General features: G+C 42.8%; 20 protein-coding genes. 6 read left to right on the top strand and 14 right to left on the bottom strand.

What is annotated here, in order from left to right; translation table 11 throughout:
• Positions 1–124 precede the first annotated feature (124 nt).
• A complete protein-coding gene (locus BIW53_RS08685) occupies positions 125–3,160 on the top strand; it encodes a TonB-dependent receptor (protein ID WP_070991454.1) in 3,036 nt (1,011 codons plus the stop codon).
• 252 nt (positions 3,161–3,412) lie between these two features.
• Positions 3,413–4,927, top strand: a complete 1,515-nt coding sequence (locus tag BIW53_RS08680) for a tryptophan halogenase family protein (RefSeq protein ID WP_070991453.1) — start codon at positions 3,413–3,415, stop codon at positions 4,925–4,927.
• Positions 4,928–4,986: 59 nt separating this feature from the next.
• Here BIW53_RS08680 and BIW53_RS08675 read toward each other — a convergent pair whose 3' ends face one another.
• Both BIW53_RS08675 and BIW53_RS08670 read right to left on the bottom strand, forming a co-directional pair.
• The gene (locus tag BIW53_RS08675; RefSeq protein WP_084228104.1) at positions 4,987–6,498 is read right to left on the bottom strand and encodes a tryptophan halogenase family protein; all 1,512 of its coding nucleotides are present in this window, start codon (positions 6,496–6,498) and stop codon (positions 4,987–4,989) included.
• Between the two features lie 299 nt (positions 6,499–6,797).
• Positions 6,798–7,085 carry a helix-turn-helix domain-containing protein gene (locus BIW53_RS08670; RefSeq protein WP_175442109.1) on the bottom strand — a complete coding sequence of 96 codons (288 nt, stop codon included), beginning with the start codon at positions 7,083–7,085 and terminating at the stop codon, positions 6,798–6,800.
• 190 nt (positions 7,086–7,275) lie between these two features.
• Between BIW53_RS08670 and BIW53_RS08665 the strand changes: the two genes are divergently transcribed.
• Positions 7,276–7,722, top strand: a complete 447-nt coding sequence (locus BIW53_RS08665) for a helix-turn-helix transcriptional regulator (RefSeq protein WP_070991452.1) — start codon at positions 7,276–7,278, stop codon at positions 7,720–7,722.
• Between the two features lie 161 nt (positions 7,723–7,883).
• On the opposite strand, the gene BIW53_RS08660 is transcribed toward BIW53_RS08665, so the two are convergent.
• Both BIW53_RS08660 and BIW53_RS08650 read right to left on the bottom strand, forming a co-directional pair.
• Positions 7,884–8,192, bottom strand: a complete 309-nt coding sequence (locus tag BIW53_RS08660; RefSeq protein ID WP_139158810.1) for a hypothetical protein — start codon at positions 8,190–8,192, stop codon at positions 7,884–7,886.
• Between the two features lie 630 nt (positions 8,193–8,822).
• Positions 8,823–9,002, bottom strand: coding sequence for a hypothetical protein (locus BIW53_RS08650; protein WP_070991449.1), 180 nt, complete (start codon positions 9,000–9,002; stop codon positions 8,823–8,825).
• Between the two features lie 505 nt (positions 9,003–9,507).
• Here BIW53_RS08650 and BIW53_RS08645 point away from each other — a divergent pair.
• Positions 9,508–10,767 carry an SLC5/6 family protein gene (locus BIW53_RS08645; RefSeq protein ID WP_070991448.1) on the top strand — a complete coding sequence of 420 codons (1,260 nt, stop codon included), beginning with the start codon at positions 9,508–9,510 and terminating at the stop codon, positions 10,765–10,767.
• 36 nt (positions 10,768–10,803) lie between these two features.
• Here BIW53_RS08645 and BIW53_RS08640 read toward each other — a convergent pair whose 3' ends face one another.
• The 3 genes from BIW53_RS08640 to BIW53_RS08630 form a co-directional block, all read right to left on the bottom strand.
• On the bottom strand, positions 10,804–13,140 hold the full coding sequence (locus tag BIW53_RS08640) for a methyl-accepting chemotaxis protein (RefSeq protein WP_070991447.1): 2,337 nt from the start codon (positions 13,138–13,140) through the stop codon (positions 10,804–10,806).
• Positions 13,141–13,263: 123 nt separating this feature from the next.
• Positions 13,264–13,698 carry a GNAT family N-acetyltransferase gene (locus BIW53_RS08635; RefSeq protein WP_070991446.1) on the bottom strand — a complete coding sequence of 145 codons (435 nt, stop codon included), beginning with the start codon at positions 13,696–13,698 and terminating at the stop codon, positions 13,264–13,266.
• A gap of 78 nt (positions 13,699–13,776) precedes the next feature.
• Positions 13,777–15,330 carry an AbgT family transporter gene (locus BIW53_RS08630; protein WP_070991445.1) on the bottom strand — a complete coding sequence of 518 codons (1,554 nt, stop codon included), beginning with the start codon at positions 15,328–15,330 and terminating at the stop codon, positions 13,777–13,779.
• Positions 15,331–15,487: 157 nt separating this feature from the next.
• On the opposite strand from BIW53_RS08630, the gene BIW53_RS08625 reads away from it, so the two are divergent.
• Together BIW53_RS08625 and BIW53_RS08620 are read left to right on the top strand one after the other, a co-directional pair.
• The gene (locus tag BIW53_RS08625; protein WP_070991444.1) at positions 15,488–16,342 is read left to right on the top strand and encodes an HDOD domain-containing protein; all 855 of its coding nucleotides are present in this window, start codon (positions 15,488–15,490) and stop codon (positions 16,340–16,342) included.
• 170 nt (positions 16,343–16,512) lie between these two features.
• On the top strand, positions 16,513–17,679 hold the full coding sequence (locus tag BIW53_RS08620; protein WP_070991619.1) for an NRAMP family divalent metal transporter: 1,167 nt from the start codon (positions 16,513–16,515) through the stop codon (positions 17,677–17,679).
• 141 nt (positions 17,680–17,820) lie between these two features.
• On the opposite strand, the gene BIW53_RS08615 is transcribed toward BIW53_RS08620, so the two are convergent.
• The 7 genes from BIW53_RS08615 to fadI all read right to left on the bottom strand — a co-directional run bounded on the left by BIW53_RS08615 (position 17,821) and on the right by fadI (position 26,179).
• Positions 17,821–18,903 carry an energy transducer TonB gene (locus BIW53_RS08615; protein ID WP_070991443.1) on the bottom strand — a complete coding sequence of 361 codons (1,083 nt, stop codon included), beginning with the start codon at positions 18,901–18,903 and terminating at the stop codon, positions 17,821–17,823.
• Between the two features lie 60 nt (positions 18,904–18,963).
• Positions 18,964–19,242, bottom strand: coding sequence for a YfcL family protein (locus BIW53_RS08610; protein WP_070991442.1), 279 nt, complete (start codon positions 19,240–19,242; stop codon positions 18,964–18,966).
• Between the two features lie 9 nt (positions 19,243–19,251).
• Positions 19,252–20,379: an ATP-NAD kinase family protein gene (locus BIW53_RS08605; protein WP_070991441.1), complete on the bottom strand. Its 1,128-nt coding sequence runs from the start codon at positions 20,377–20,379 to the stop codon at positions 19,252–19,254.
• The gene (locus tag BIW53_RS08600; protein WP_070991440.1) at positions 20,369–20,923 is read right to left on the bottom strand and encodes an elongation factor P hydroxylase; all 555 of its coding nucleotides are present in this window, start codon (positions 20,921–20,923) and stop codon (positions 20,369–20,371) included. Before BIW53_RS08600 ends, BIW53_RS08605 begins: the two co-directional genes overlap by 11 nt.
• 72 nt (positions 20,924–20,995) lie before the next feature.
• Complete coding sequence (locus tag BIW53_RS08595; RefSeq protein WP_070991439.1) at positions 20,996–22,519, bottom strand: GGDEF domain-containing protein; 1,524 nt, start codon at positions 22,517–22,519, stop codon at positions 20,996–20,998.
• Between the two features lie 166 nt (positions 22,520–22,685).
• Positions 22,686–24,869 (bottom strand): fatty acid oxidation complex subunit alpha FadJ, encoded by a 2,184-nt coding sequence (gene fadJ, locus BIW53_RS08590; protein WP_070991438.1) that lies wholly within the window; start codon positions 24,867–24,869, stop codon positions 22,686–22,688.
• On the bottom strand, positions 24,869–26,179 hold the full coding sequence (fadI, locus tag BIW53_RS08585) for an acetyl-CoA C-acyltransferase FadI (protein WP_070991437.1): 1,311 nt from the start codon (positions 26,177–26,179) through the stop codon (positions 24,869–24,871). The genes fadJ and fadI overlap by 1 nt, the downstream gene beginning before the upstream one ends.
• Positions 26,180–26,225: the final 46 nt, after the last annotated feature.

Below are 26,225 nucleotides of genomic sequence, written 5' to 3'. Positions count from 1 at the left end.
ATATTTTTTTAAAATAGAATGACAGCGTTGTCACTTTGGTTTTAGAAATACATGAGTCATCACAACAATTAAGACATATCAAGTCCAGTCAACTTGATTTGCTAAACGATACAAGGGGAAGAAAGTGTCCAACAAAACATTTAAGCGCAGCGTACTATCGTCAACCATCGCTGTCGCACTATCTGCGGGCATTGTGCACAATGCTAGCGCACAAGATAGTCCAACAGTGCAAGAAGACATTGAAATAATTCAAGTCAAAGGGATCCGTGCCAGTACAGTAAAATCAATTAACGTTAAGCGTTTTGCTGCATCACAAGTTGATGGTATTGCCTCTGAAGACATAGGCAAATTACCTGATGTCACTATCTCCGATTCACTACAACGGATCACTGGCGTACAGGTCGAAAGAACCGCAGGTGAAAGCGGACCCGTGCAAATTCGTGGCATGGGCCAGGTTGATACCACACTCAACGGTGAAGTGTTTTTAAGTGCCACTACCATCGACTCTTCAGGTGCAAATTTTGGTGATCTGCCCGCTCAGCTTTTCGCGGGTGTTGATGTATACAAAACCAGCCAAACGAAACGCACCGCATCGGGTATTACCGGCTCGGTAGATTTAAAAACTCGCCGTCCCTTCAATATGAATGAAGGCTGGGTATACAACGTTTCTGCAGATGTGACACAAGGCTCAATCAGTGAAAAAAGCGATCCTACATTAACCGGTTTGGTCAGCTACAACGCTGAAAAATGGGGCGTGTTATTTTCAGCCGCGACTCAGGAAGCAACTTTAGCAACCGACTATAACGGTTATTTCGACACCTCTGAAAATGGCGGAATTGGTGCGGCCAACAACAACTTTACTTGGGGTCAAAATCCACGAGGTGAAGATGTTCGTCACGTTGTACCACAGGGCTTTGCTGCCTTTAATAAGCAGGAGAAACGCGAACGTGAAGGCTATCAGTTTGCTTTCCAAGCCGATTTAAGTGAAGGGTTTGAGTTGGTATTTGAAGCATTTTATACAGACCAGTCGCGCTTTAATGACCGTAGAGGTCTGTCGCAAAATAACCGTTGGTACAGCTTTAATGACTATGCCTACCCAACTGAATCTGGTTGGACTGGCGATACATTTACCGATACCAATGGCGACCCTTGGGGTGCTGTTAATGACTTCTACTTGAAGCCATGGCGTCTACAAACCTTCACTCAGGTGAATAACAACTTCGAAAAATCAACCAACCTGAATTTGGAGCTTAACTTTAATAATGGCGGAGCGCTTACCGGTCAAGTACGCGCAACACGTGCCCACGCATCGGCAAGAATGCGCCATGGCTACGGTGAAGGCGATATGCTCAGTGTAGATAGTGGCTCCCTAGTAACGGGTCCAGGGCAATTGACCCCAGCCGAATTTTGTGGTGCCGATGACACCATTGTTGGCGATCAAGGTGGTTGTTATGCCGCATTTTCACCCGGTGGTATTGAGGATGACAGCTTCCTACTACGTTACAATGCCAGTGGCGAGTCCCCTGTGTTTAGCGGCTTTGGGCAAATGGTCAATGGTGGACAAGGAAGGATGAGTGTTGCCGACTACATGGGCAGCATTGACTCATATCATATTGGCGCATTTTCTTCCGAAGGTAATACCGACGATGAAGGTGAAATAAATACATTCAGTACAAAATGGAATTACCAATTTGATGACGTGACCTTTATTACCAGCGTAGATTTTGGCATTCGCTTTATGGAGCGCGAGGTAGATCACGATCAATTTACCTACACCTCGCAGTTTGGTGATGGCTGTGACATTGCACAGTGGAAAGCCGTTGACCAATATCATACCACTGCAACTTGTGAGGGTAATCCAGCTGCCGGAGAGTACCTAACACAGGATGTAGGCGACCTCACCGCGGGTACTTGGGTACCCTATACCTTATTAAACCCCGCTAGATTAGATAAATACACCAGCGTTAGTCAGGTTTCTAGCTATGGCAGTGTACAGGGTATCCCTACAATGTGGTCAATTGACCCTAGTAACTTTCGCGATCCACGTCAGTTCCATCTCGATACATTTGGCAATGTTCAACGTACCGAAAACGCTGGTGCGTCTTACGATGTAGAGTTAAATGAATTTAGCTATTTCCTACAGGCAAACTTCGAATACAACATGTTCAAAGGCAACTTTGGTATGAAGGTCATCGAAACCGACTTGTATGTGAAACAAAATTTAGCGGGGTCAAACTTACCTCACAGTGGCTTAGGTCCTGATATTGGTGATGTAGTTACTGAGCGCAGTTATACGGACTACTTACCGTCAATCAATATTACCGCTGATGTGACTGAGGATGTGATCGTACGAGCTGCCTATTCAAAAAATATGCAGGCGCTAACACTGAGCAACTGGGGCGGTGGTAAAACCGTGGGCAAAGCCATTAATGGGGAGTGTGACTGCTTGCGCGTGGTAAATGGCACACTATCGGGTAACCCTGAGCTAAATCCATGGCGCTCGAAAAACTTCTCACTCTCTGCTGAATGGTACTCTGGTGAAGCATCCATGGCATTCCTGGCACTTTACAAAATTGATATTGAAAGTTTCACCACAGACGGAACAGTGGTGATTGATGAGCCGGATGATGATGGTATTCGTCGTGGTCCATGGCCTTTCACTACCCAAGTTCAGGGTGAAGGTGGCTATGTGAAAGGGGTTGAAATCGGTATGAAAGCCGCGTTTGGCGACTATACTGACGTTAGCATCTTGAGAAACTTCGGTGTTGATGTGAACTATACCTACAGTGACAGCGGCTATGATACCAATGAAAGCGTGTTTGGAGAGCTACCATTTCCGGGGAACTCAAAAGACACCTACAATTTTGTACTTTGGTATGAGCAAGATGAGTTTTCAACGCGCTTAGCCTGGAACTCTCGCAGCCCTCGCTTAGTCACAACGGGCTCAAGTGCAGTGGGTGGGCAATCGCTTTATCAAGATGATTATTCACAACTTGATTTCAGTGCGACCTATCATGCCACCGAGTATCTAGATATCTTCCTACATGGCTCAAATATTACCGAAGAAGTACAGCAAACTTATTTACAGTTTGCTGCCCAAAAAGCGTTTCGTAATGAGTATGAGTCTCGCTGGACCCTTGGTGTTAGGGCAACATTTTAGTTGAAATAACACTTCTGCCCAAGACTACCGCTTAGCGGCGGTAGTCTTATTTATTGGAAAACCACTAACTCGTAATGGCCGTTAGTCATCAATAACAAAAAACCATAATATGTAGCTTGCATACTCAAGTGAGCAGCTCAGTAAAATGTGTAACATAACTGCGATATGTGCCAATCACGCAGACAAACATATTGACTATTTGAGTGAGCACGACGGCTATGCGCTGCTATTAAACCGTCAAGAGGACGTACTATGCAAATAACCCAGGACCCGATTAAAAAGTTTGTTATCGTCGGTGGTGGGACCGCAGGCTGGCTAGCTGGCGCAACTTTAGGGAATATTTTCAAACATTCCGATGTGGAAGTTGAATTGATCGAGTCTGAAGACGTCAATATCATTGGTGTCGGCGAAGCAACCATTCCTCCACTAATCGACACCCTAGAGAGCTTAGGTATTGATTTGTCTGAATTTATAAGTGCAACACAAGCTAGTTTTAAGTGGGGTATTAAGTTCGAGAACTGGTATCAAGAGGGCCATAGCTACTTTCATCCATTCGGGGAGCTGGGCAAGCGTATTGATGGCCATGAATTTTATCAGTGTTGGCTAAAACTCAAAGCTCATGGTGACAACACACCATTGATGGCATATTCGCCTGAGGCTGTGCTCGCTGAAAATATGCGCTTTTTTGTTCCTCATCAAGCGATGAATACACCACTTTCGGGAGCACGCTTTGCATTACATCTTGATGCAGTATTAGCTGGAAAATACCTGCGTAATTTTGCACAAAGTATTGGCGTCAAACGCACCGTTGGTCATGTTGAGCTTGTTGATAAGACGCTGGACGGAAATATAGCATCTGTCACCTTGTCATCCGGTCATACCATAGCCGGGGACTTTTTTATCGATTGTAGTGGTTTTAATAGCTTGCTGATTGGTAACGCACTAAACACAGACTATCAAGATTGGTCAGAATATTTACCTTGTAATCGTGCCGTTGTAGTACAAACAACTTTATCCGAAGATATAGCCCCCTATACAATTTCCCGAGCACAAGAAGCAGGCTGGAGCTGGCACATACCGCTACAACACCGCATGGGCAATGGTTATGTTTACTGTGATAAGTACATCAGCGATGAACAAGCAACTGCGACATTAATGAAGAATATCTCTGGTAAAGCGCTCACGCCCCCACGAGTTATACCTTTTAGAACAGGCCTAAGAGAACAAGTTTGGCATAAAAACTGCCTAGCTCTTGGGCTGGCGCAAGGGTTTTTGGAGCCTCTTGAGTCAACCGCTATTCACTTAGTATCAAAATCATTGGCTCTATTCGTTCGTATGTTTCCAACCAAACAGCACAACGCCATTTTGCAAGCCGAGTTCAACCGTCGTATACACCAAGATTACGTGGAGATCCGTGACTTTTTAGTGCTTCACTACTGCACCACTAAACGCTCCGATAGCCCTTTTTGGCAAGACTGGCAACACCGCCCTATTCCGCAAACGTTACAGCAACGCATAAATTTTTTCGCCCAACAAGGCGGACTACTTCGAGAAACAGAGGCGCTGTTTCAAGCAACCAGTTGGTATGCTGTACTGGATGGAATGAAAGTCAATCCATTGAGTTACAATCCAACGTTAGATGCTCTAGACGCAAAGACTTTGCACAAAAGCCTGAATATGGGGCGCACAGCACTTGAGCAATGTGTCCTCAAACAACCATCACATTTACAATTCTTACAACAGTATTGTCCTGCCGAGAATCCATAACATCAAGCGATAACACTTAAGGTCAGAATACCGATATGCCCCAATTCTGACCTGCTCAACTAAATATCGCTTTGCGCTTTACAGTGCTGATTAATAAAAGCTTGGTGTGACAAACATTGTGAAGCGCCAGTTTCTAGTTGATCTTTTAACTGTGCCAGATTCTTCTCGATCAAGTGATTGTCTAAGCCCTTAATACGCGGATCAAAACGCCCCGGTTGTAAGTTAAACCCGTAATACATTGCCAGCCAACTTGCCTGTTTAAACGATTCATCGGCATACTGCACCACATGCCCCTGACTTTTGTACACTGCCAGTTTGTGAGCAAGGCTCTGCGGAATTGGCATTTGCTGGCAGTAGCGCCAAAATGCCGTGTCATCTCGTTGAGTAAGCTTATAATGCACGAGTAAAAAATCAATAATGCGGTCAAGCTCACTATTATGAAGTCGATTTACTTCGTCAATATCTGCCTGATTAAATGATTTATCGGGAAAGAAGGTTAGTAATTTCGCCAGAGCTGTTTGAATGAGAGAAATTCCTAAAGACTCCAATGGCTCCAAAAACCCCGCAGCCAAACCAAGCGCAAAACAGTTTTTGTGCCAGATCACCTTCCTACGCCCTTTAGGAAATTTGAAGTGCTTCACCTTAGTAATCGTTCTTCCTTTCACACTATTTAGCAAGCTTTGCTTGGCCTGTTCATCACTCATAAATTTACTGGAATAGATATAACCATTACCCATGCGATGTTGCAGCGGAATGCACCATTGCCAACCAGCTTCCTTTGCAATGGCTCGGGTATATGGGGTTGGCTCCCCCTGTAATTCAGTTTGCACAGCGACAGCGCTGTCACAAGGAAGCCAATTAACATTTTCATCAAGGCCAATCCCCAACGCACCTTCAATCAATACACCTTTAAAACCAGAACAATCAATAAACAAATCGCCATGAATGGTTTGTTCATCACTGAGTTTTAATGACTCAATCATACCCGATTGTGCATTTAGCGTTACCTGAGATACCGTTGCTAGAATATGCTTAACTCCCTGCTCTTTACAAAACTGTGTCAGAAACCGAGCGTATAACACCGCATCAATATGATAGGCGTATGCATAATGTGTGACTGGGTTACTACTTTGCTCATTTGGCTGAGCAAACGCACCCTTTTTTGCCAATACGCTAGCAAAACAGTAATCTTCTATATCCTGTGTTAATCCCTGTGCTTTGAGCTTGTTAATATATTGGTGAAACTCAACATTTTCCAATGGTGCACCATACGCTGCAAAGGGATGGAAAAAGCGTGAGCCTTTTTGATACCAATCTTCAAACTCTATCCCCAACTTAAAGGTGGCTTGCGTGGCCTTGATCAAATCGGCATCAGCGATACCTAAATGGCGATTAAAATCTACGAAATTTGGAATGGTCGCCTCACCCACCCCCACCGTATTGATCTCTGGAGACTCAATAAGTGTAATAGTGATGTTTTTACCCTTGGCATATCTGGACAGGCTCGCCGCCGCCATCCACCCAGTTGTGCCGCCACCAACAATGACGATATCCTTTATTTCATCAGCCACAGTTCACCTTTTCGTAATTGCTTTTAGTTACCCTAATATAAACTAAAAACCATTCAATCCTAAGCCTAAAAGCACAAAAAACATACCAAATTATTGAAGATATCAATTTGAAAATAGGAGATTTTCGTTTCAGAGGTGTCGTGTTCGAGGGGATGCTGAGCACAGTACAAAAAGGTGAAATAAACAGCCTACTACCAATAACGTTTATTCCACCAGCGGAACGCAGTTAAAAACTGCTACAGGTATGAGAACTTCGAATCGTGTTCTGCCATACAGCAGAACACAAAATTGGATTTAAGTTAGGCGGTTTGCCTTTCCTCAACAGGACTATATTGCTCGATAAATGATAGAAAATTGGGTTGGCCAAACAGCATCATTATATCAAGCAACTGACAGGCAGTGAGTTCAGTTTTACCGGACTCCCAGTTTGAGATAGTGGCCTGATCGACTGGCGTAACAAGACTTTTGCCAAGTTGAGCCTGAGTCAATTTCATATCTCGTCGCAATTTGCGGATCGTTGCTGGAATATACTGCTTTGCTGCCAGTGTATGCGCTTTACGTGTGCGTTCGTTTCTTCTTATTGTCATCATATATCCATATTTGGTAATAATGGGTATTTTACAACCTGTACAACTGTTGATTGCAAATCACCAAATGGTCCTATTTGAATGTACTTCACTACATCCACAGCCCTTGACACACCGAAATAGACAAGATGATTTATTTCATGTAGCCTATCTGGGTCAACTGGTAAAATAATTGATCGGATTGGGTTATATGTCAAATACTTTTGCAACAAGATTAAAACAATTACGCATTTCGGTGGATGAATCTCAGGTAAACTTTGCTGAAATGTTAGAAATCCCTGTTCCATCATATCGAAAGTATGAGAAAGGTGAGCGAGAGCCCACACTTTCGGTTATTTCTAAGTTTTTTGAAAATCCATCGACAAAAGCATTCGCCCAGTGGTTAATCACTGGTGAAAACCACCCCAATGCGACCACAAACAACCCAATCAGTGCGCACGTTTCAGCCCCGACTTTGTCAGAGGACGAATTCGAGCAACAATTTGTAAAAACCGCAAAAGAAACGTTGTTATTTATGTGCCATCTGGGATGGTTCAAATCGACTAAGGCCGCAGACTTCGAGACCAGTGGACAGCTGTTATTAAGAGATTTAAAGCCTTTGTTGGTAGGATCTTTTAGAAAAAATAAGAGTGCATAATCGCAAGCCGTTAATCACTCCACAAAACAGGCACAAACCAAATCAACTGACTCACTGGCGCCACCTGTTCGATGTTGTTCAAAATATGCAGCTCTTACTAAGATAATCACGACTAAAGCTTATTAAACACGTAAGCAAACTCGCCTAAACCATGCTTGTAACTATTTCACTACCTTTAGAACTGGAACAGTTTTATCACAGCTCGAAGTATCAGAGTTGGTCATTCTACAATGATGTGTTTGTTCTGACTCCCTAAACTCGCTGACTCGCTTAAACATTACTTTTACACCGTCATATTTAACAAAGTCATTGTCGCTTTCGAGTATTTCACCTAAATCCATAACAATGTCATAAGCTTGGTCGTAGGATTTTTTGGCGATTGGTTCACTTTGGCAGGGTTTTGAACGAACCAAAAACGCCTTCAGTCTTTGCTCACTTGGGGATAAGTTTACACCTTTGACCAATGACATAACAAAGCAAAAAAAAATCAAGCAAGTGAGGCAGACCATGACGAAGAGCAGCATCATGTAGCGACTCTCGCTCGGTGTATTTGAGAAGTAAATTTAAGCACAAAAAACATGGTAATGGCTATGTCCATTATTGATTGGGAAGCGATGAAAGGACCGTAAAAACTATAAAGGATATTAATGTCAAAATACCCTCTTAATATCAACTGCAAAAGGTTTATCAGCGTTCCTATGAAACTCATAAACAAGCAAGTCCTTGCCACAAAAGAGAACCGACAATTTTTTATAGAATGAAAGAAAAATATCAATAGACAAAAGATTGCTGAGATACTTACTAAGAATGAATAGTAAAGCCGCCTCAGCTCAAATACCCCCAATTCCAGTGAGAAAATGTAAGGTATTGTATGAGTAATAAGTATATTTATAGCAAACAAGCATAGACAGGTTAAAAAACATGAATAAAGCTCTTCATCAGCAAGAGAATTAAATCTATAAACACCATATATGGGTATATTTCGCCATTTAAGATTTAAAATAACCAAGATTAAAACTGCACATTCTAATGCTCGCAATCCCCAAGCTACTAATGTGTAAAGTTCATTCATGCTTTTCCTATCAAATACTTGGCAAGCCTTATTCTGGCGGTTGGTGACCGTGACCAGAAGAACCTGCGCCAGACACCAACGAACACTGATGTACTTCCAATTCACTGCTGTGTTTCTGGCTCAAAGTAAGCTGCTTATTCTTTGGCAATGCTCTATCACAAGTATTAAGCCTCAAAATATTCCCTATAACTTTATTCAGTGCCAACATTTCATTTACCTCTTAATATAAATTGTATAATGAATGCCGCAAAAAATGTTACCCCGATGTTAAACATATAATAACCTTACGTCAATTCTGGACGTCTAAAAGATGAAACATTTTATGCGGCGATAAACTATTCGTGAATTTGCTCACATTTGAAAGCATACCACGAACATATTTATATTAGGGAAATGTGAAAAAAATGAAATGATTATTAACCAAATCAAAACTAATTTCTCATATCCCATTGAATTAAATGAATTATTTTTTGAAATTTTTTCTTCCTTAAATAGGCTTAAGCCGGAATAGCATTGATAAACCTAGTAAAAAGTCTTCACATAGTTATTATAACCTAGCTCTCTGTGCAACAGTTTCTTGAGCAATAAGCACAACTATTAAACACTTCGAACACTCTTTATGCATAACTCATCTGAAGAGCTGATTAGCACATGAATCTTTATCTAACTTCTATTATGATCCGGAAAATTTTGTAAAACTCAGGATATATTTTATGAGTAATTCCCCAGAAGCTATCGCAAACGATATACCTTCAGCCAGTTGGGGTAACTGGAGTAAACATGACACCCATTGGGTCCTTAGTCTTTTTGGCACCGCAGTGGGTGCAGGCATTTTATTCTTACCAATCAATATAGGCATTGGTGGATTTTGGCCGTTACTGGTGATGACCTTGTTAGCATTTCCGATGACTTATTTAGCACACAGAGGGCTTGCCCGATTTGTACTGTCCTCTAAGCAAGAAAATGCGGACTTTACCGACGTAGTAGAGGAACATTTTGGCGCGATGTCTGGTCGCCTCATCTCATTACTGTATTTCTTTTCAATATTTCCGATCCTGCTAATTTATGGGGTTGGCCTAACTAACACGGTTGATAGCTTTATGGTCAACCAATTAGGACTCGAGTCATTACCTCGAATCGCACTCTCAGGGTTGTTGGTCGCCGGTATGATTGGGATTATGCTCGCAGGAGAGAAGATGATTATGCGCGCCTTTGCGGTATTGGTTTATCCCTTGGTCGCAATATTGCTTTTTCTCTCTTTGTATTTAATCCCACACTGGCAAATGCCAGTACTAGAGGTACCAAAGGTAAGTGAACTGACATCCACTTTATGGTTATCTGTGCCCATTGTCGTATTCTCATTTAGTCACGCTGCGGCTATTTCCAGCTTCGCAAACGTACAAAAACGTCACTACAAACAGCAAGCGACCAGTAAAGCAGAACGTATTCTAAAGTACACATCGGTTTTCTTGATTATGTTTGTATTGTTGTTCGTTATTTCATGCGTATTGTCTTTAACACCCGAGCAAATGGATAACGCTAAGCAAGCGAATGTGTCTGTACTTTCATACCTAGCCAATATTTATGATAATCCCTTTATCGCAATGCTTGGGCCTCTAGTGGCCTTTGTGGCCATTACCTCATCCTTTTTGGGGCACTTTATGGGGGCACGTGAAAGCTTTAATGGACTGATAACCAAACAACTATCTCTGACATTTGCGCAGGCCGACAAACTGGGAATTGGATTTATGTTTATTGCTATTTGGGTATGTGCTGTTGCCAATCCAAGTATCTTAGACATGATGGGGGCGATTTCTGGGCCTATCATTGCCATGATTTTGTTTATTATGCCCACAGCCTCAGTGTTTAAAGTGCGCGCTTTACAACCATACAGAGCCCACGTTAGCACTTACTTTGTACTGAGCGTGGGTCTGCTAGCGGTTTCTGCACTGCTGTATAACATGCTAGGTTAAATAGGTTGTATAAGCTCTGGTCAGGTCGCTACCTGACTAGAGCTTGAAACGTCCTACTAATGCTTGTAGACGATGATACTCTGACTCGACCTCATCGCAACAACCTGACGCAATCTGAATGTTATTGCTATTGTTCTGCGCCAAATCACTGATGCTTGATACCTGATGTGCCATATCTTTTGCTACTGCACTTTGCTGTGAAGTTGCTGTTGCCACCTGAGAATTGTAGCTCTCAATTGCCATTACTTGCTCGTTTATCTGCTCAAATGACGTCGTGACATAAGTTGTTGTGGCAAAAGTTTGTTCAACACTTGCTAACGCCTCTTGCATGGAGGCAACCGTTTGTTTAGAGCCTCCCTGTAAGGCCTCTATGATAGTATGGATCTCTTTGGTAGAATCCTGAGTCTTTTGTGCCAACGCCCGTACTTCGTCCGCCACAACAGCAAATCCGCGCCCTTGCTCTCCCGCCCGTGCGGCCTCTATCGCAGCATTTAACGCTAATAGATTCGTTTGCTCGGCAATCCCCTTTATAACTTCCAAAACAGAGCCAATATCTGCACTATCTTTTGCCACCTTGTTTACTTCATCAGACGTTGCTGTGATTATACTTTTTAGTTCGTTGTTGTTGCTGACATTGGCCTCTACATTAGCTTTACCGCCCGCCACTTGCTCAACGGCACTATGTGTTGCTTCATTTGAACTTTCGGCTGATTGTGCTAAAGATTCAGAGGTTTGCGCCATCTGCTCTATAGCAGCTGACAGTTGCATAGTCATGCTGGATTGCTCCGATGACTGGGTCGCGACTTTGTTAAAGTTCTCTCTGAGCGAGGTCACGGAGCGATCCAAATTCTTAGATGAATCTGAAACTTCACACATAGCTTCATTGATGCTTTGCATCATCTTATTTAGTGAGCGGCCCACCTGACCTATTTCATCGTTATCAGCCTTGTTAAATCGTAAATTTGCCCGTAAAGACAAATCAAGTGAAGTCGCTACTTTCACCACAAAGTCATTTATTGCAAGTACTGGTTTAGATAAATAACCACCTAAGAACCAAGCAATTGCCAGTCCCATCAAGATCAGCACCACACTAAGCATCACAGCGGCAATCAACATAGTCTCCAAGAGACTTTCGCTGGCTTCAAAGCCCTCATCAGTGCTTATTTCACTAACTATCGCCCAGCGAAGACCCATTAAATCTAATGGCGCAAATGCAGAAACCACCTCTGTTTCAAAGTAGTTGTTGGCCTGTAAAAAGCCTCTTTGGCCTCGAAGAGCTTTCTCAACAGCCTGCGTTTTCACCTGTGCTAAACCTAAGGTTGAGTTTTTAGCTTCTATTTGATTGATCACTTGGCTGGCAACACCTTGGCTTTTAAGATTGGTTAAATATTGAGACTTGTTTTCCAAAAACAAACGACTTTGAGAGCGCATCAGGTGATCTTCACCAACCAGATATGTTTCTCCAGTTTCGCCCAGTCCTCTTTGAAGCCATTGTTGGTCGTAGTTCATAATGTTGTTTATGTTGTCTACTGGCGCCTGAAAAATAAGCACGCCTATACGCTGGTTATTACTAAATATAGGGGTTGATAAGAATGCCGCTGGAGCCTCATAAGAAGGTGTGTAGGGTTTAAAATCAATCAGGGTAACTTCCCCTTGCTGTGTTTTCATTGCCGCTTGATAAGCATCACCCAGACCTGAACTACTATATGGGCCTGAGCGCAAGGAAGTTGCAAAGTCGAGTTCCTTAAACACAGAGTAAACAACATCACCCGTGTTCGCATCAACGATAAAAATATCATAATAGCCAAAAGACTCTAGCAGCTGTTTGTAAGATTCGTGATACTTTACATGAGTTTGAGCATAATCACTGCCATCTTGGGCATCATACAACTCACTTTTACTTCCTAACGGATGACGGTTATTAGCAATGTAAGTATATTGAATCGCCCTCGCGTTTGTAGAGAGATCAGCCAACAGCTTTTGCGTATTTATTTCCGCATTATCATTTAGCTCACGATAGTTTGCAGCAAATTGCTGCTGATAAAAACGCTGCAAAGACGTATTTATCTGCTCCTGAGTTGAGCCTGAAAATTGCTGCTGATACTGAGAAAAACCTGACCGAAATGCAATTGTCGCATCGACTGTCATCGCTGAGGACGCCAGCGTTTTTATCTGCTGCTGCATCATGACAAAGTAGCTTTCTAGTTGTTCTCTTTTTGCATCCCTGACACCCACCAAACGGTTTTGTAACTGCTCCTGCAATGCATTATTAGCGTTTGATTTCGCTAAAGTTGTTAGAATGCCAGCTGTCGCTATCACCGCTGCGGCAACAATAATTGCCACGTTTAATACAATTTTGCTTTTTATTCTCACCGCATACCTCTACTACTTGCTGCAAAAAAACGCCTGCACAATATGTAAATTTAGCAGGTGTTAGCACAACAACCACTTTAATTTATACGTTTAAACATGTAAGCGCATCGTATCTGCTTTTTGTTACAAGTTTTGTTTGTAAATATCAGGTACTGCTATTTGCATAAACGGATGGGCATCGGTTAATGATTTAAACCCAAATTGCTCATAAAGAGCGTGTGCGTCCCTAGTTACCAACATTGTGCGACGTAACCCCTGTAGATCAGGGTGCGCTATAACCGCTTCCATCAACCTTTTGCTCAACCCTTGGCCGCGAAAAGGCTGTCGTACAAAAACATCAGCCAAGTAACCAAATGTGGCTTTATCTGTGACCATACGAGCGAATGCCATCAATCCCTCTTTGGGGTCTATGATGGCAAAGCATACACTATTGTCTAACGCCTTTTTAAGTAGTGGTTTTGGAATGCTCTCCGCCCAGTAAGATTGGCTAAGATATTCGTGGATGTCATCCAAATAAGAGAGAATAAGGAGAGAGTCTGAGGTCACGTTAACTTGCATATAGGGCTCCGTTTTATGCAATGGTTTAACTGAAAGATTACCACCACACAGGAGCCCATACTATTGAATTCTTGGCAATTACAAACCTATGTATTCATAACTAGCTTGTAGGCCCAAGGGAATATCCAGCCCCCAGTAAATTAATAAGAACAAGCTCCAGCCAATCAAAAAGGCTATCGAATATGGCAGCATCATGGCTATCAATGTACCAATACCTGTCCCCTTAACATATTTCTGACAATAGACCACAACCAGTGGGAAATAAGGCATCAATGGCGTGATTATATTCGAGCTTGAATCTCCAACGCGGTACGCCGCCTGACTTAAATCCGGTGAAATTCCCAGTTGCATTAACATAGGCACAAAAATTGGCCCTAGCAAAGCCCACTTTGCCGAACTAGAGCCCACAAATAGATTCACAAATGCAGTTAAGAAGATAATTCCAACCACCGTAATGCCACTTGGTAGTGCTAGAGATTTGAGCACTTCAGCACCTTCAATTGCCAACAAGGCACCTAAGTTAGACTTAGCAAATGCCGCAATAAACAATGAACAGAAAAATGCCATGACAATATAATAAGCCATGCTGCCCATTGATTTGCTCATAGCATCTATCATGTCTTTGGAGGATTTGAAGGTTCCTACCATAAAGCCAAACACAGCACCTGGGATCCAAAACAGTAAAAATATCAGTGGCACGATTGATTGCATCAACGGCGCACTAAAGTCTGTTAATGCACCTGAAGAGCTGCGCAATGCAGAGTCTTCACCACTTGCGGCATAAACAAGTAAAGCAATACCAGCGAGCATCACTGAAGTGGCAACATAAAACCCTTTGCGCTCAACATCTGTGACTTCATGAAATTCAGGCAGATTGTTTGTATCTCCATCCACGAGGGTGTTTTTTAGCCGTGGTTCTATAATTTTATCCGTGATGTACCAGCCCAATAAAATAATAAAAACACTTGATGCTGATGTAAAAAACCAATTATTTAACGGGTTAATCAACATATCAGGGTCGATAATATGAGCCGCACTTTGCGTAAAGCTTTGTAATAGAGGGTCAATCCCTGAAGGAATAAAGTTGGCACTAAAACCACCGCTTACTCCGGCAAACGCAGCTGCAATACCAGCCAAAGGATGACGCCCCATTGCATAGAAAATCACGCCAGCAAGTGGAATAACCAGTACATAGCCCGCATCTGTTGCAGTGTGGCTTACAATTGCAACCAAAATAATTGAAGGAGTGAGTAAGATTTGAGGTGTACGCTTGAGCATCAATTTAAGACCTACATTGATATAGCCAGAATGCTCTGCCACACCAACACCTAACATGGCAACCAATACCACGCCTAAAGGGGCGAAACTGGTAAATGTTTTAACCATAGATGCTAAAAAGCCTGCAAGCGCATCACCACTTAATAAGTTATGTACCACAATCGCCTGACCTGTTCTTGGGTCAATCGATTCAAATTGTGTAGTAGAAAAAAGCCAAGAAAGCAGCCAAATCAATAACATTGAGAATAAAAAAATCATGGCGGGATCAGGTAATTTATTACCGACCCGTTCAATAAAATTCAGAAATCGAGTCACTGCGCCATTATTTACTTCACCGTTCGCCTGTGAGTCCATATTTGTTCCTTAATAAAAAAATCACCTAACTCTACTTAAATTTAACATTCGTAGCAATATCCAGAACAATTCCCCTTCCAGAAGAGTGATTGTGCCTCTTGCACCCACAACAAATAGACTATGCTTTAGCTCATAGCTATGCACAGATGGGAATATTATGATCAATATTGATGACAAAATAATAAATGACATAACAAGTGGCTTTAATTTGCCTCCCAAGCCTGAGCTTCTTGAACAACTACAAGAAGCAATAAAACAACCTGAGCCAGAGCTAACACACATAGCAGAATTAATAGCTACCGACCTTTCAACATCTGCCACGGTACTTAAAGTCATCAATTCACCAACTTATGGAATGTCTCGCAGCATCACTGATATCAAACAAGCAGTTATGTTTTTAGGTCTTGATAGTGTCACTCAGTTAGTAACAAGTTGCTTATTACAGCAATCATTTGAGCAACATACTTGCTGTATTAGTCTTGAGAGATTTTGGGATACCTCTAGCGAAATTGCAGCGATTGCAACACTCATCGGCAACAAAGTTAAGTCTCAAGTTCCCTCTGAAAATCTTCATATGCTTGGCTTGTTTCATGATGCGGGGATCCCTGCGATGGCGGTTAAATATTTCGACTATGTCAAAGTGCTCGAGATCGCCAATAACAGCCTTGATACACCACTTACTCAATTTGAAGAGCAGGCTTATAACACCGACCATACGATTGTGGGTTATTTCCTGGCATCCGGTTGGCACTTACCAAAGCCGATTTGCCAACTGATTTTACGTCATCATGATTTAGAGTTTTTATCCAGTCCCCAAGACCAAGAGTCTTTGCTCAGCTATGCGACGCTAAAAATGGCGGAAAACCTAGTTCACACACAGAAACGATTCAGAGATACACCTGACTGGTTACACATCAAATCAGACGTACTAGCCACACTAGAGTTGGACGAAGATGATTATCAAGATATCTTAGAAGACACCGTTGACTATTTTGGGGAACGTTTTAGCTAGAGCGTTTTTTTGTTAGGCTTTTTGAGCAGTACCGAAATATGTAAACTAATTGTTCAGTTTTAAAAGCGCAAGCGCTACTATGGCACAAAAAATTATAAGGAATCATCGTGCTGTTGGCGCTAAAACACAAAATCAATTCAGTTGGGGCCACACTTGGTCCTGGCATTCTCATGGCAACCGCCGCAATTGGCGGCTCTCACTTGGTCGCTGCCACACAAGCGGGCGCACTGTTCGGTTGGCAACTACTGTGGTTAATTTTGGCTGTAAACATACTCAAATATCCCTTTTTCCGCTTTGGTGTTGAATACACATTATTAAGTAAAAGCAGTTTAGTGGCCGGTTACCAGCAACAAGGAAAGGCTGTTTTTATCGCTTTTATTGTTCTCAATATTATTGCCGCAATCGTTAATACCGCAGGGGTATTATTACTCACTGCAAGTTTATTGCACTATGCTCTGCCTTGGGCAATAGACATCACCGTATTATGCTTTGCTATTTTGGCTTTATGTCTCGCTATTTTGTTGTTAGGGCACTATAAACTGCTTGATAAGGCTAGTAAGTGGATCATGCTCACGCTAACCGTCTCAACCGTCGCAGCGCTGTGTATTGCAATTGGACAAGGTGCCGCAAACCCGCCGCCTGCAAATCCACCTGAACCATTTCAAATGGCCATGCTAGGTTTTTTAGTTGTGTTAATGGGATGGATGCCAGCGCCTATTGAGATCTCCGCTATTAACTCCCTTTGGCTTAAAGCCAAAACGAGAACATCAGCACTGACTCTTAAACAGGGCCTATTTGACTTTAATCTTGGTTATGGGCTGACTGCAATACTTGCCGTGGTGTTTTTCTCTTTGGGCGTACTCATTCAATACGGCAGCGCCACAAAGATTGAGCTGGCAGGAATCGCTTTTAGTCAGCAACTCATTAGCATGTATACGCAAACTATTGGCGCATGGTCTCATTCACTGGTTGCCGCGATTGCGTTTTTATGTATGTTTGGCACCACTTTAACGGTATTAGATGGTTACGCCAGAACGCTCAATGAATCACTACAGTTAACACAAAAATCAACCCCTAAATACACCCTGTCACTACTGGTATTACTCCAAGCTGCACTGGGTATGACTGTAGTATTATTTTTCAAAGCTAACTTGAAAGACATGCTAACGTTTGCGATGACGCTGGCGTTTGTCACCACGCCTATCTTCGCTTGGTTTAATTTTCGTTTAATGAAGGTGATTGATAATCAGCCACAAGGGTTTATGAAGCTACTAAGCTGGCTAGGCTTAGCGTATTTGTTTGGTTTTACGCTGCTTTTTTTATACTGGCGATTTTGATCATGATAAGAGCCACAAACGTGGCTCCTATTCTCAATCACCTGATACCTAATCCTAATACCTCAATGGACAAGCAAATATCGTGTATCAGAACCGAATTGTAGAGCTTTTAACATTCTTGCTGATAGCGTGATTTAAACATTAGCGGCTCATCTTAAATGCCAATCGCACCGACGTTCTCGCACTCACAGCCACTCCATCCACAAACTTAGGCGCATAACGCCAATCTTTTAATGCCTTGATGGAGTTCTTTACAAACATTTCTCCATGCTCTTTGTCCAACACGGTAATATCCTCTACAAAACCCTCCGGCGTTACCGTAAACTCCAAATCAACCCACCCATCTTTACGTGCTCTTGCGGCTCTGGTTGGATATTCAGGCTCTATTCTGTATAACGGCGTTTGCTCAATATCTTCCTGCCAAGGTTTCATTTTGGCTATAGCAACACAGTGGCGCGTTGCCTGTTCGCGTTTACCAAGCTTTTCATATAGGCCAACCAAACGCGAATGAGCGACCAGTTCAATGGGGTGATCAAAGTCTAGCGTCTCATCGAACACAGCGACAACTTGATTCAATTTATCGATAGCATTATTGTTTTGCTTACGAGCAGCGAGCAGTTCGGCAACCCACAAATCAACGGTTAATCTATGGACAGCGTCTTTTGGCAAGTGCTGCTGGTTAATCTCATCAGCATAGCTTAAGTAGCTTTTTACTCTGGTGTAATCCCGTACTCTATTAAACGCCTTAGCAGCTTCGAAATAGACTTTTGACTCAAGCAATTTATTGTCATGATGTTTAGCAATATCAAGCGCCTTAGACACGTACTCCCGTGCGGTGAGATCCTTACTCGGTAGTAACCAATCAACTTTGAGGATATAAGTATCGATTAACTCAACAGCGCTCTTGCCATGTATCTTTTCTAATATCGCAATTGCACCATCAATTAGATTCAGTGCCTTTTCTTTGTCATCAAAAGCTATTGATTTAGCGTAGTTAATAGCCAGATTTGCGGTGTTTTCTGACTGCTCCCCAAATACCGTACGACCTTGTTCATAAGCTAGCTTGGCGTATTGCTCTATCTCTCTGAAATCTTCTTGCTTTTCATAAGCTTGCTGGTAAGCGCGATAGTTTTGATTAAATTGCTCACGAACATCTGATTGTGCAAACGCAGCTGAACAAAATAGCGCGCTAGTTAATAGCAGCGCTTTGGGCATATAAGGCATAGTAAGTCCCTTTTAAAAATTACCTATTATATGCACAAAATTTAAAATGAGAATAAATTTTTAAGCCGCTAACGCCTTTACTTGTTCCCAAATATTAACTACATGTGCTTTGTCATCCTCAGTGAGCTCTCCGCTGTGATATGCTTTGACTAGGCTTTTTTCTACGCTTTCATTTAGTTCTTGCACACTCATTTGTTCACCAGCAACTTGCGCATAACCCACTGCTAAATCGAAATGTCCACGTAAGTAGCCACCTGCAAACAACTCATCATCTGTTGCCCTATCTACCAGCGCATCAAAAAACTGTTGTGCTGCATCTACATATTCTTGAAATGACATAAGTGTCTCCTAGTTTAAATCTGGATGGCCCACGGCATACATCACATGGTCATTATACCCTGTGATCACTTTGATATAACCGCTCAGAGCGTCATCTAATTGCTCATCGCCAGTATCGGCAATAAGTGGGCGACCATGAAGCGCTTGTAATTTAGTTTTTGTTGCTACCACAATGATGTTTTCTTTACCGATAGCTCTAATTAATGCTGGGCTAAGTTGCTGATTACCTCTGCCAAAAATGTGACCTTGACCACCGATGAGCGTGATCACCAATTTGGTTGGCACACCTTTGACTTTGGCTAATAACTCGCTGGCAGTCATATCCTGAGCAACAAGTTGCTGGTCTTGAATAAGATCGACACCCAATAAGGTATTTTCTAAACCCAGCTCTTCCATAATGGCAGCGACAGTCGAGCCTGACCCCATGATGTATTGGGTATCTGCATCCATCTCACTGATAACGTACGCTGCGATATCAGTCAGTACAAGTTCGTCACTTTCTTTACCGCCATTTTTGACGCTTTGTACGTAGCGCAGCTCTGAAGGTACTTGCATTTCGCCGTAGCGTTTCGCCCGAACAGAGCCTTGACGGAAGGCCTCTTCATCTATGTCCATAACATCAGCCTCAGACAAGGTAACAAGCTCTCCGGTTACCAACATCTCCACCACTCTCCCTGCCGCCTTGGGGGTAATAGCATATACGCCTGAATGAATTTTACAGCCAGCTGGTACACCAAGCACCGGAACACTATCATCTACCGCTGCACAAATATTGCGTGCAGTGCCATCACCTCCGGCAAACAAAATCATATCAACGCCACATGCCAGCATAGCTTTAGCGGCTTGCTCAGTATCCTCTGGAGTGGTCAGCTTTTTGCTCTGATATACGACTTGAGTTTTAAAACCAAGCGCTCTAGCGGTTGTTTCGCCCATTTCACCATTAGCCGTAAACACTTCTATTTGTGCTTTATGAGTGAGCAATTGTTCTAGGGCAAGCATGGTCCTTTGATTCGCTTTTGGCATAGCTCCCAGAGCTAGAGCCTGCTGTGCAGTCTCTTCACCATCGCTCCCTTTTAGAGCAACACTCCCCCCCAAACCTGCCACAGGGTTAATGATCAAACCAAGTTTAAACTGCATCAAGAAGCTCCTTTGGACAATGCCAACTAAATTGCGCCTGTGAAAGCGGCCAAGGGGTTTTATAGAAATCGCTCAGCGCACGGAGTAACAGCTCTGTGCGAGCATTAAAACCGTTCTCAAGTAATTCGATGACTTGCTTATGTACACGCGTTTGAAAGGCGAATCGACACGTTTGTTCACCATTTAGGTTATCTACCGAGACGTTAAAATCAAACCCTGCTGCAACGCTCAAAGCCCATTCTATGGCCTGAGGTTTCACTTCAACATTTTCAAACTCAAGCTGTTTTGCTTTATCACGGCCATCTGGACAGTACCAATAGCCATAATCTTCTAACTCTCGGCGTTTTGCCCCAGCCACCAGCCAATGCGCAATTTCATGCAGTGCACTGGCATAAAACCCATGGGCAAATGCGACTTGATGGTGATCACAGTGTTCATTCGCAGGGACATAAATAGGTTCATCATCTCCCTTTACAAGTCGTGTGTTATATTGAGTTGAAAATAGTTGATCAAAGATAGTGATCAGATCGCTGATGTGATGCATTAACTACGAGCAAACCATGTGTTGTTTAATGGCCGCAGATTGTACGTACTTTTGGACAGGAAGTAAAAACCTCTAGTTTGATGTCATCATCAGGTCTACCTCAAACATGACAGCCTGATCCCGACCTCGACTTTTTGCTCGGTACAAAGCAGCATCAGCCTGATCAACACAATCGTTCGCACTAAGTTGGTCACTGACAAAATCATAAGCTACTACACCAATACTCAGTGTGAGACCATGCTCTGCTTGTTCAGCAAACTCTTTGACCAAACGCTGCGCAAAGCTCATTGCGCTAAGATGAGCCGTTTCGGGGCATACAATCAAAAACTCATCTCCTCCCCAACGCCCTATAACATCTGTTGGTCGAGCTGATCCAGTCAAAAACTCGCACAAATGTTTCAGCGCCATATCACCAGCTAAATGCCCTTGTTGATCATTTAACGGTTTAAAATTATCAAGATCGATTAGCAATACCGACAACGCGCGACGATAGCGGTTAGCTCGGATCAATTCATCCTCCAACAGTGAGTAGGCATGCCTACGGTTATACACGCCCGTCAAATAATCTCGTTCAGCCTTGATTACTAATTCCTCTTCCTGTGTGATATCTCTTACGATAGCGATTGAAAAATCCTTCGCGCCATGGTTTACACTGGCGATGGCTATATCCAGTGGCAACAACGTGCCATTTCTGTGCAAACCGATAATGCTTAATCCGTCTTTTTTACTGTGTCGCAGCTTGGAATTGCCTGAATAACCTTGCCTCAAGTTGATATGTCGTGTGCGATTAGACTCAGGGATCAAGTCCTCAACCTTCATACTAAGTAACTGTGCTTTACTGTAGCCAAACAACTCTTCCATCGCCTTATTCACATGAGTAATGTGCCCTTGCTTGTCGCAATAAAGTATGGAATCAGGTGTCACTTCAAATAGCACGTCTCTTTCTCGAAACAATACAGCTATACGCCACAATGCAATCATATTGAGTATTGCAGCAAAACACACAATGGGAGAGACCACAAATGCACCTAGTCTTATGGTAGATAAAGTCTCATTGCGAAGCTTAGCCTGTAAGATCAGCGCATGTTCATAACTGTTACGTAAGCTTGCTCTTAAACTCTCCTGTGCACGTTCAGCACTGTAATCATCAACACGCACTTGCTCATCTAACTGCTCAACCCCCAACCTTTTAAATCTTTCAGACTGAACTTCAGAGAATTTTTGAGCATAGGTTCGAACTGTACTTTCAATAATATCAATTGCTGATATTTCTTCGTCTGAAAGTTTGAGTTTTCTCAAGGCATGAATGTGGTCATATACTTTTGCCAGATCTGTTTGCACACTCAGTAGATAGCTGGAGTCACGGCGCAGAACATAATTTTTGAAATGGTGAATAAACCCCCCATAACCCATGCTCTGATCCAACTTGGCGAGCAACACTGCTTTTTCGAGATTACTGCTGGTGATTTGTTGCCAGTTTGAGTTGAGCTGCTCTGATTTTTGGACAGCAACAGTATTCCAATAAAACAGCGCTAAATTGACTATGATTGTTAACAATAACAATACACCTAACTGCCAGTAAAAACGCCGTTCCATAACATTGCATCCAAGCTAAAGTGTTAGCGTAAGTGTAGCTAATAAATACATGACAGCAAAAAATGCCAGCCTTCTCTGTCTTTAACAGTGCAATATAAAAAGGGAACACACCGTTAGGTGTATTCCCTTTTCGTAACACTTTGAACAATAGTCTTAAAATTAACGTTTACGGTGTTTCGGTCTGTTCTTCGCTTGACTTAGATGTTTCTTGAGAGTGTGATTTGCTCACTTCACTCAATGCAGGTTTCACATCTTGGTAAAACTTCGCACCTTTTTCAGCCATTCTCATCAACGGCTCTGCTGGAGTAAATACCGGGTTATCTGAGGCATAAGTCGACAATTCTGAACAAACCTTGCTAACACCGCGCTTATCCATGTAGCTGAACGGGCCACCTAGGAATGGCGGAAAGCCGATGCCAAAGATAGCGCCAATATCACCATCACGAGGGCTTGCAATAATGCCTTCATCTAAACAACGTGCTGCCTCATTGAGCATCTGTGCCACACAGCGACTAGCAATTTCTTGTTTGTTCAAACGTGGACTTGTGGTAATACCCAGTAATTCGTATACCGACTCATCCACTTTTTTATCTTTCTTATCGTAGCTGTAAAAACCTCTTCCGGTTTTTCGACCTAAACGTTTTGCATCTATTAGTCGATCAAAAGCAGTGGGCGCTTTAAAACGCTCTCCTAGCTCTTTTTCTAAAATAGGAGCAATCTTAGAACCGATATCAATACCCACTTCATCAAGCAACGCCAATGGTCCTACAGGGAAGCCAAACTCAACTAATGCTTGGTCTATTTTTTCGATTGGCTCACCTGCTAGCAATAAATTTGCTGCTTCATTAACATAAGGCGCTAAGATACGGTTGACGTAAAAGCCTGCTTTGTCTTTTACCACGATCGGCGTTTTACCCTGTTTGCGTGCAAAATTAACCGTACGAGCAATAGTCTGATCCGAGGTGCCTGCATGAGGAATGATTTCAACCAGAGGCATTTTCTCTACCGGAGAGAAGTAATGCAGACCTATCACATTTTCTGCACGCGCTGCTTTTTCAGCAATTTGGGCTATCGGTAACGATGAGGTATTACTGGCAAAAATGGTTTCTTTTTGACAGTGTTGTTCAATATCAGCCACCATGCCTTGTTTAAGCTTAAGATCTTCAAATACGGCTTCAATAACCATATCAACATGTTTAAAGCCAGAATAATCTGTAGTACCCGTGATACGGTTCATTGTTTGTTGTAGCTGTGCTTCTGTCATGATGCGACGCTTTTGGCGCTTAGACAAAATTTTGTAGCTGTAATTCATTGCATTTGCGATGCCTTGCTGTGCAACGTCTTTTACTCGTACCAAAGCACCCGCTTTAACCGCGCTCACGTGAGCAATACCTGCCCCCATCAAGCCACCACCAAGAACTGCGGTGCGTGCAATAGGTGCAACATCATCATTCTTCCACTCTTTTTTCATTTCAGTGGTAGCAAAGAAAATACCGCGCAGTGCTTTTGAGACATCTGTCATAACCAAATCAGCGAACCCTTCTGCCTCAGTTTTATATGCTTTAAGTTCATCTAATTCTATCGAAGCACGTACAGCCTTAATAATGTTAAGCGGTGCAGGATAATGACCACCAGTCTTTTTAAGCACATTTTCTTGTGCTTTTTTGAAGATGATATTACGACCAAATGGGTTTGATTCAAGTAGTTGACTAAGTCTATCTAAACGAGGTTTAGCTGATTTAGCTTTACCTTTGGTCGCCATTTCTGCGGCAACTGGTAACAGTATACTCGATGGTACACAATCGTTAACTAAGCCTGATTTTTTGGCCTGTTTTGCGCGGATCTGCTTGCCTGTTAACATCCACTCTAGTGCTTTTTGAATACCCACAAGCTTTGGTAAACGTTGAGTTCCTCCACCACCTGGCAATAAACCAAGTTGTACTTCAGGTAAGCCCAGCTTGGTAATGTCACTGTCAGTACACACTCGGTAATCACACGCTAAAGCAAACTCTAAACCACCACCGAGCGCAGCCCCATGAATTGCAGCAACCGTTGGGTATGGCTGTTTTTTCATGGTGAAGAACGCTTGTTGACACATTTCAGACAAAGCTAATGCATCTTCACGCGTTTTTGCGCTATCCAACATTTTTATATCCGCGCCCGCAATGAAGTTATCACTTTTGCCACTGATAAATACCATTCCGGTAATATTATCATCGCGTCCTTGTTTTAGTATTGCCAATAAATCCTCGGCAAAACTATCGCGCAGGGTATTCATTTTTTCACCCGGCACATCGATGGTGACGATAGCTACTCGTCTTTCGTTTAATTCATAACTAAATACTGACATTACGCGCTCTCCAATACAAAGGCTGCACCCAAACCACCCGCCGCACAGGCCGTGGTTAGTGCTAAGCCGCCGCCACGACGTTTTAACTCATACAAGCTTTGCGTGATCAAACGTGCGCCTGTTGCCGCAAATGGGTGACCATATGCTAATGAGCCGCCGTTAACGTTAAATTTATCCATATCAATTTCACCGATCGCCTTTGAACGACCTAGCTTTTCTTGCGCAAACTTATCAGAGCCAAACATTTTCATGTTTGCCAGTGCCTGCGCGGCAAATGCTTCGTGCATTTCAATTAAATCTAAATCTTGCAAGCTAATACCAGCTCTGTCTAGTGCTATAGGCGTAGAGTGAGCAGGCCCCATAAGCATATCTTCGTGTACACCTATCGCAGAGAATGCAAAGCTGCGAACATAACCCAGAATGTCATAACCTAACGCTTTTGCTTTGCTCTCACTCATCATAAGTACTGCCGCTGCACCGTCTGTTAACGGAGTTGCATTTGCTGCTGTAACTGAACCATGAACTCTATCAAATACGGGCTTAAGTTTAGCGTACCCCTCTAATGATGAGTTGGTGCGAATATTATTATCTTGTTCAATAAATGACTTATAAGGTGGTACATGTGCAGTCATAACTTCATCCGCCAATAACCCATCAGCCCACGCTTTTGCTGCCAGCGAGTGTGAACGGTGTGCCATAGCATCCTGATCTGCACGGCTGATACCATGAGTTTTGGCCATCTGTTCAGCAGTCTGCCCCATTGATAACCCCGTTGAGTATTCGGCGACCGCAGGTGGAACTGGCAATAAGTCTTTTAAACGTAATTTTGAGAAAATCTTTAGGCGCTGACCTAAGGTACGTGCCTTGTTCAAGTCCACTAGGCTACCAGCAAGCTTTTTACTCACTCCGATTGGCAACACCGAAGATGAATCTGCACCACCTGCTATACCTACTGTCGCAGACCCTGCAATGATTGATTCAGCCACATTGGCAATCGCTTGAAAACTGGTTGCGCAGGCACGTGAGACAGAATAAGCATCAACAGATACTGGCATACCCGTTCCCAGCACAATCTCACGAGCGATGTTTGGCGCTTCTGGCATTTGCACAACTTGCCCGAATACCAATTGATCTATTTCATTTTTATCAAAGTTTAAACGCTCAAGCATTTCGTTCACTACCAACTTACCTAAGTCCAGTGCTGGTACATGATGGAACGCCGTAGCTTGTTTAGCGAATGGAGTACGTAACCCACTTACAATCGCGATACGGTCGCCTTTCGTTGTTTTTAGAATATTTTGCTCAGACATTAATATGCTCTCCCGCTGACAGGTCTGACCTGTTAAATTTTACCTG

Origin of the sequence: Pseudoalteromonas byunsanensis (genome assembly GCF_001854475.1) — a bacterium.
In the GTDB taxonomy this organism is placed as follows: domain Bacteria; phylum Pseudomonadota; class Gammaproteobacteria; order Enterobacterales; family Alteromonadaceae; genus Pseudoalteromonas; species Pseudoalteromonas byunsanensis.
This window is presented reverse-complemented; position numbering and strand designations above follow the sequence as displayed.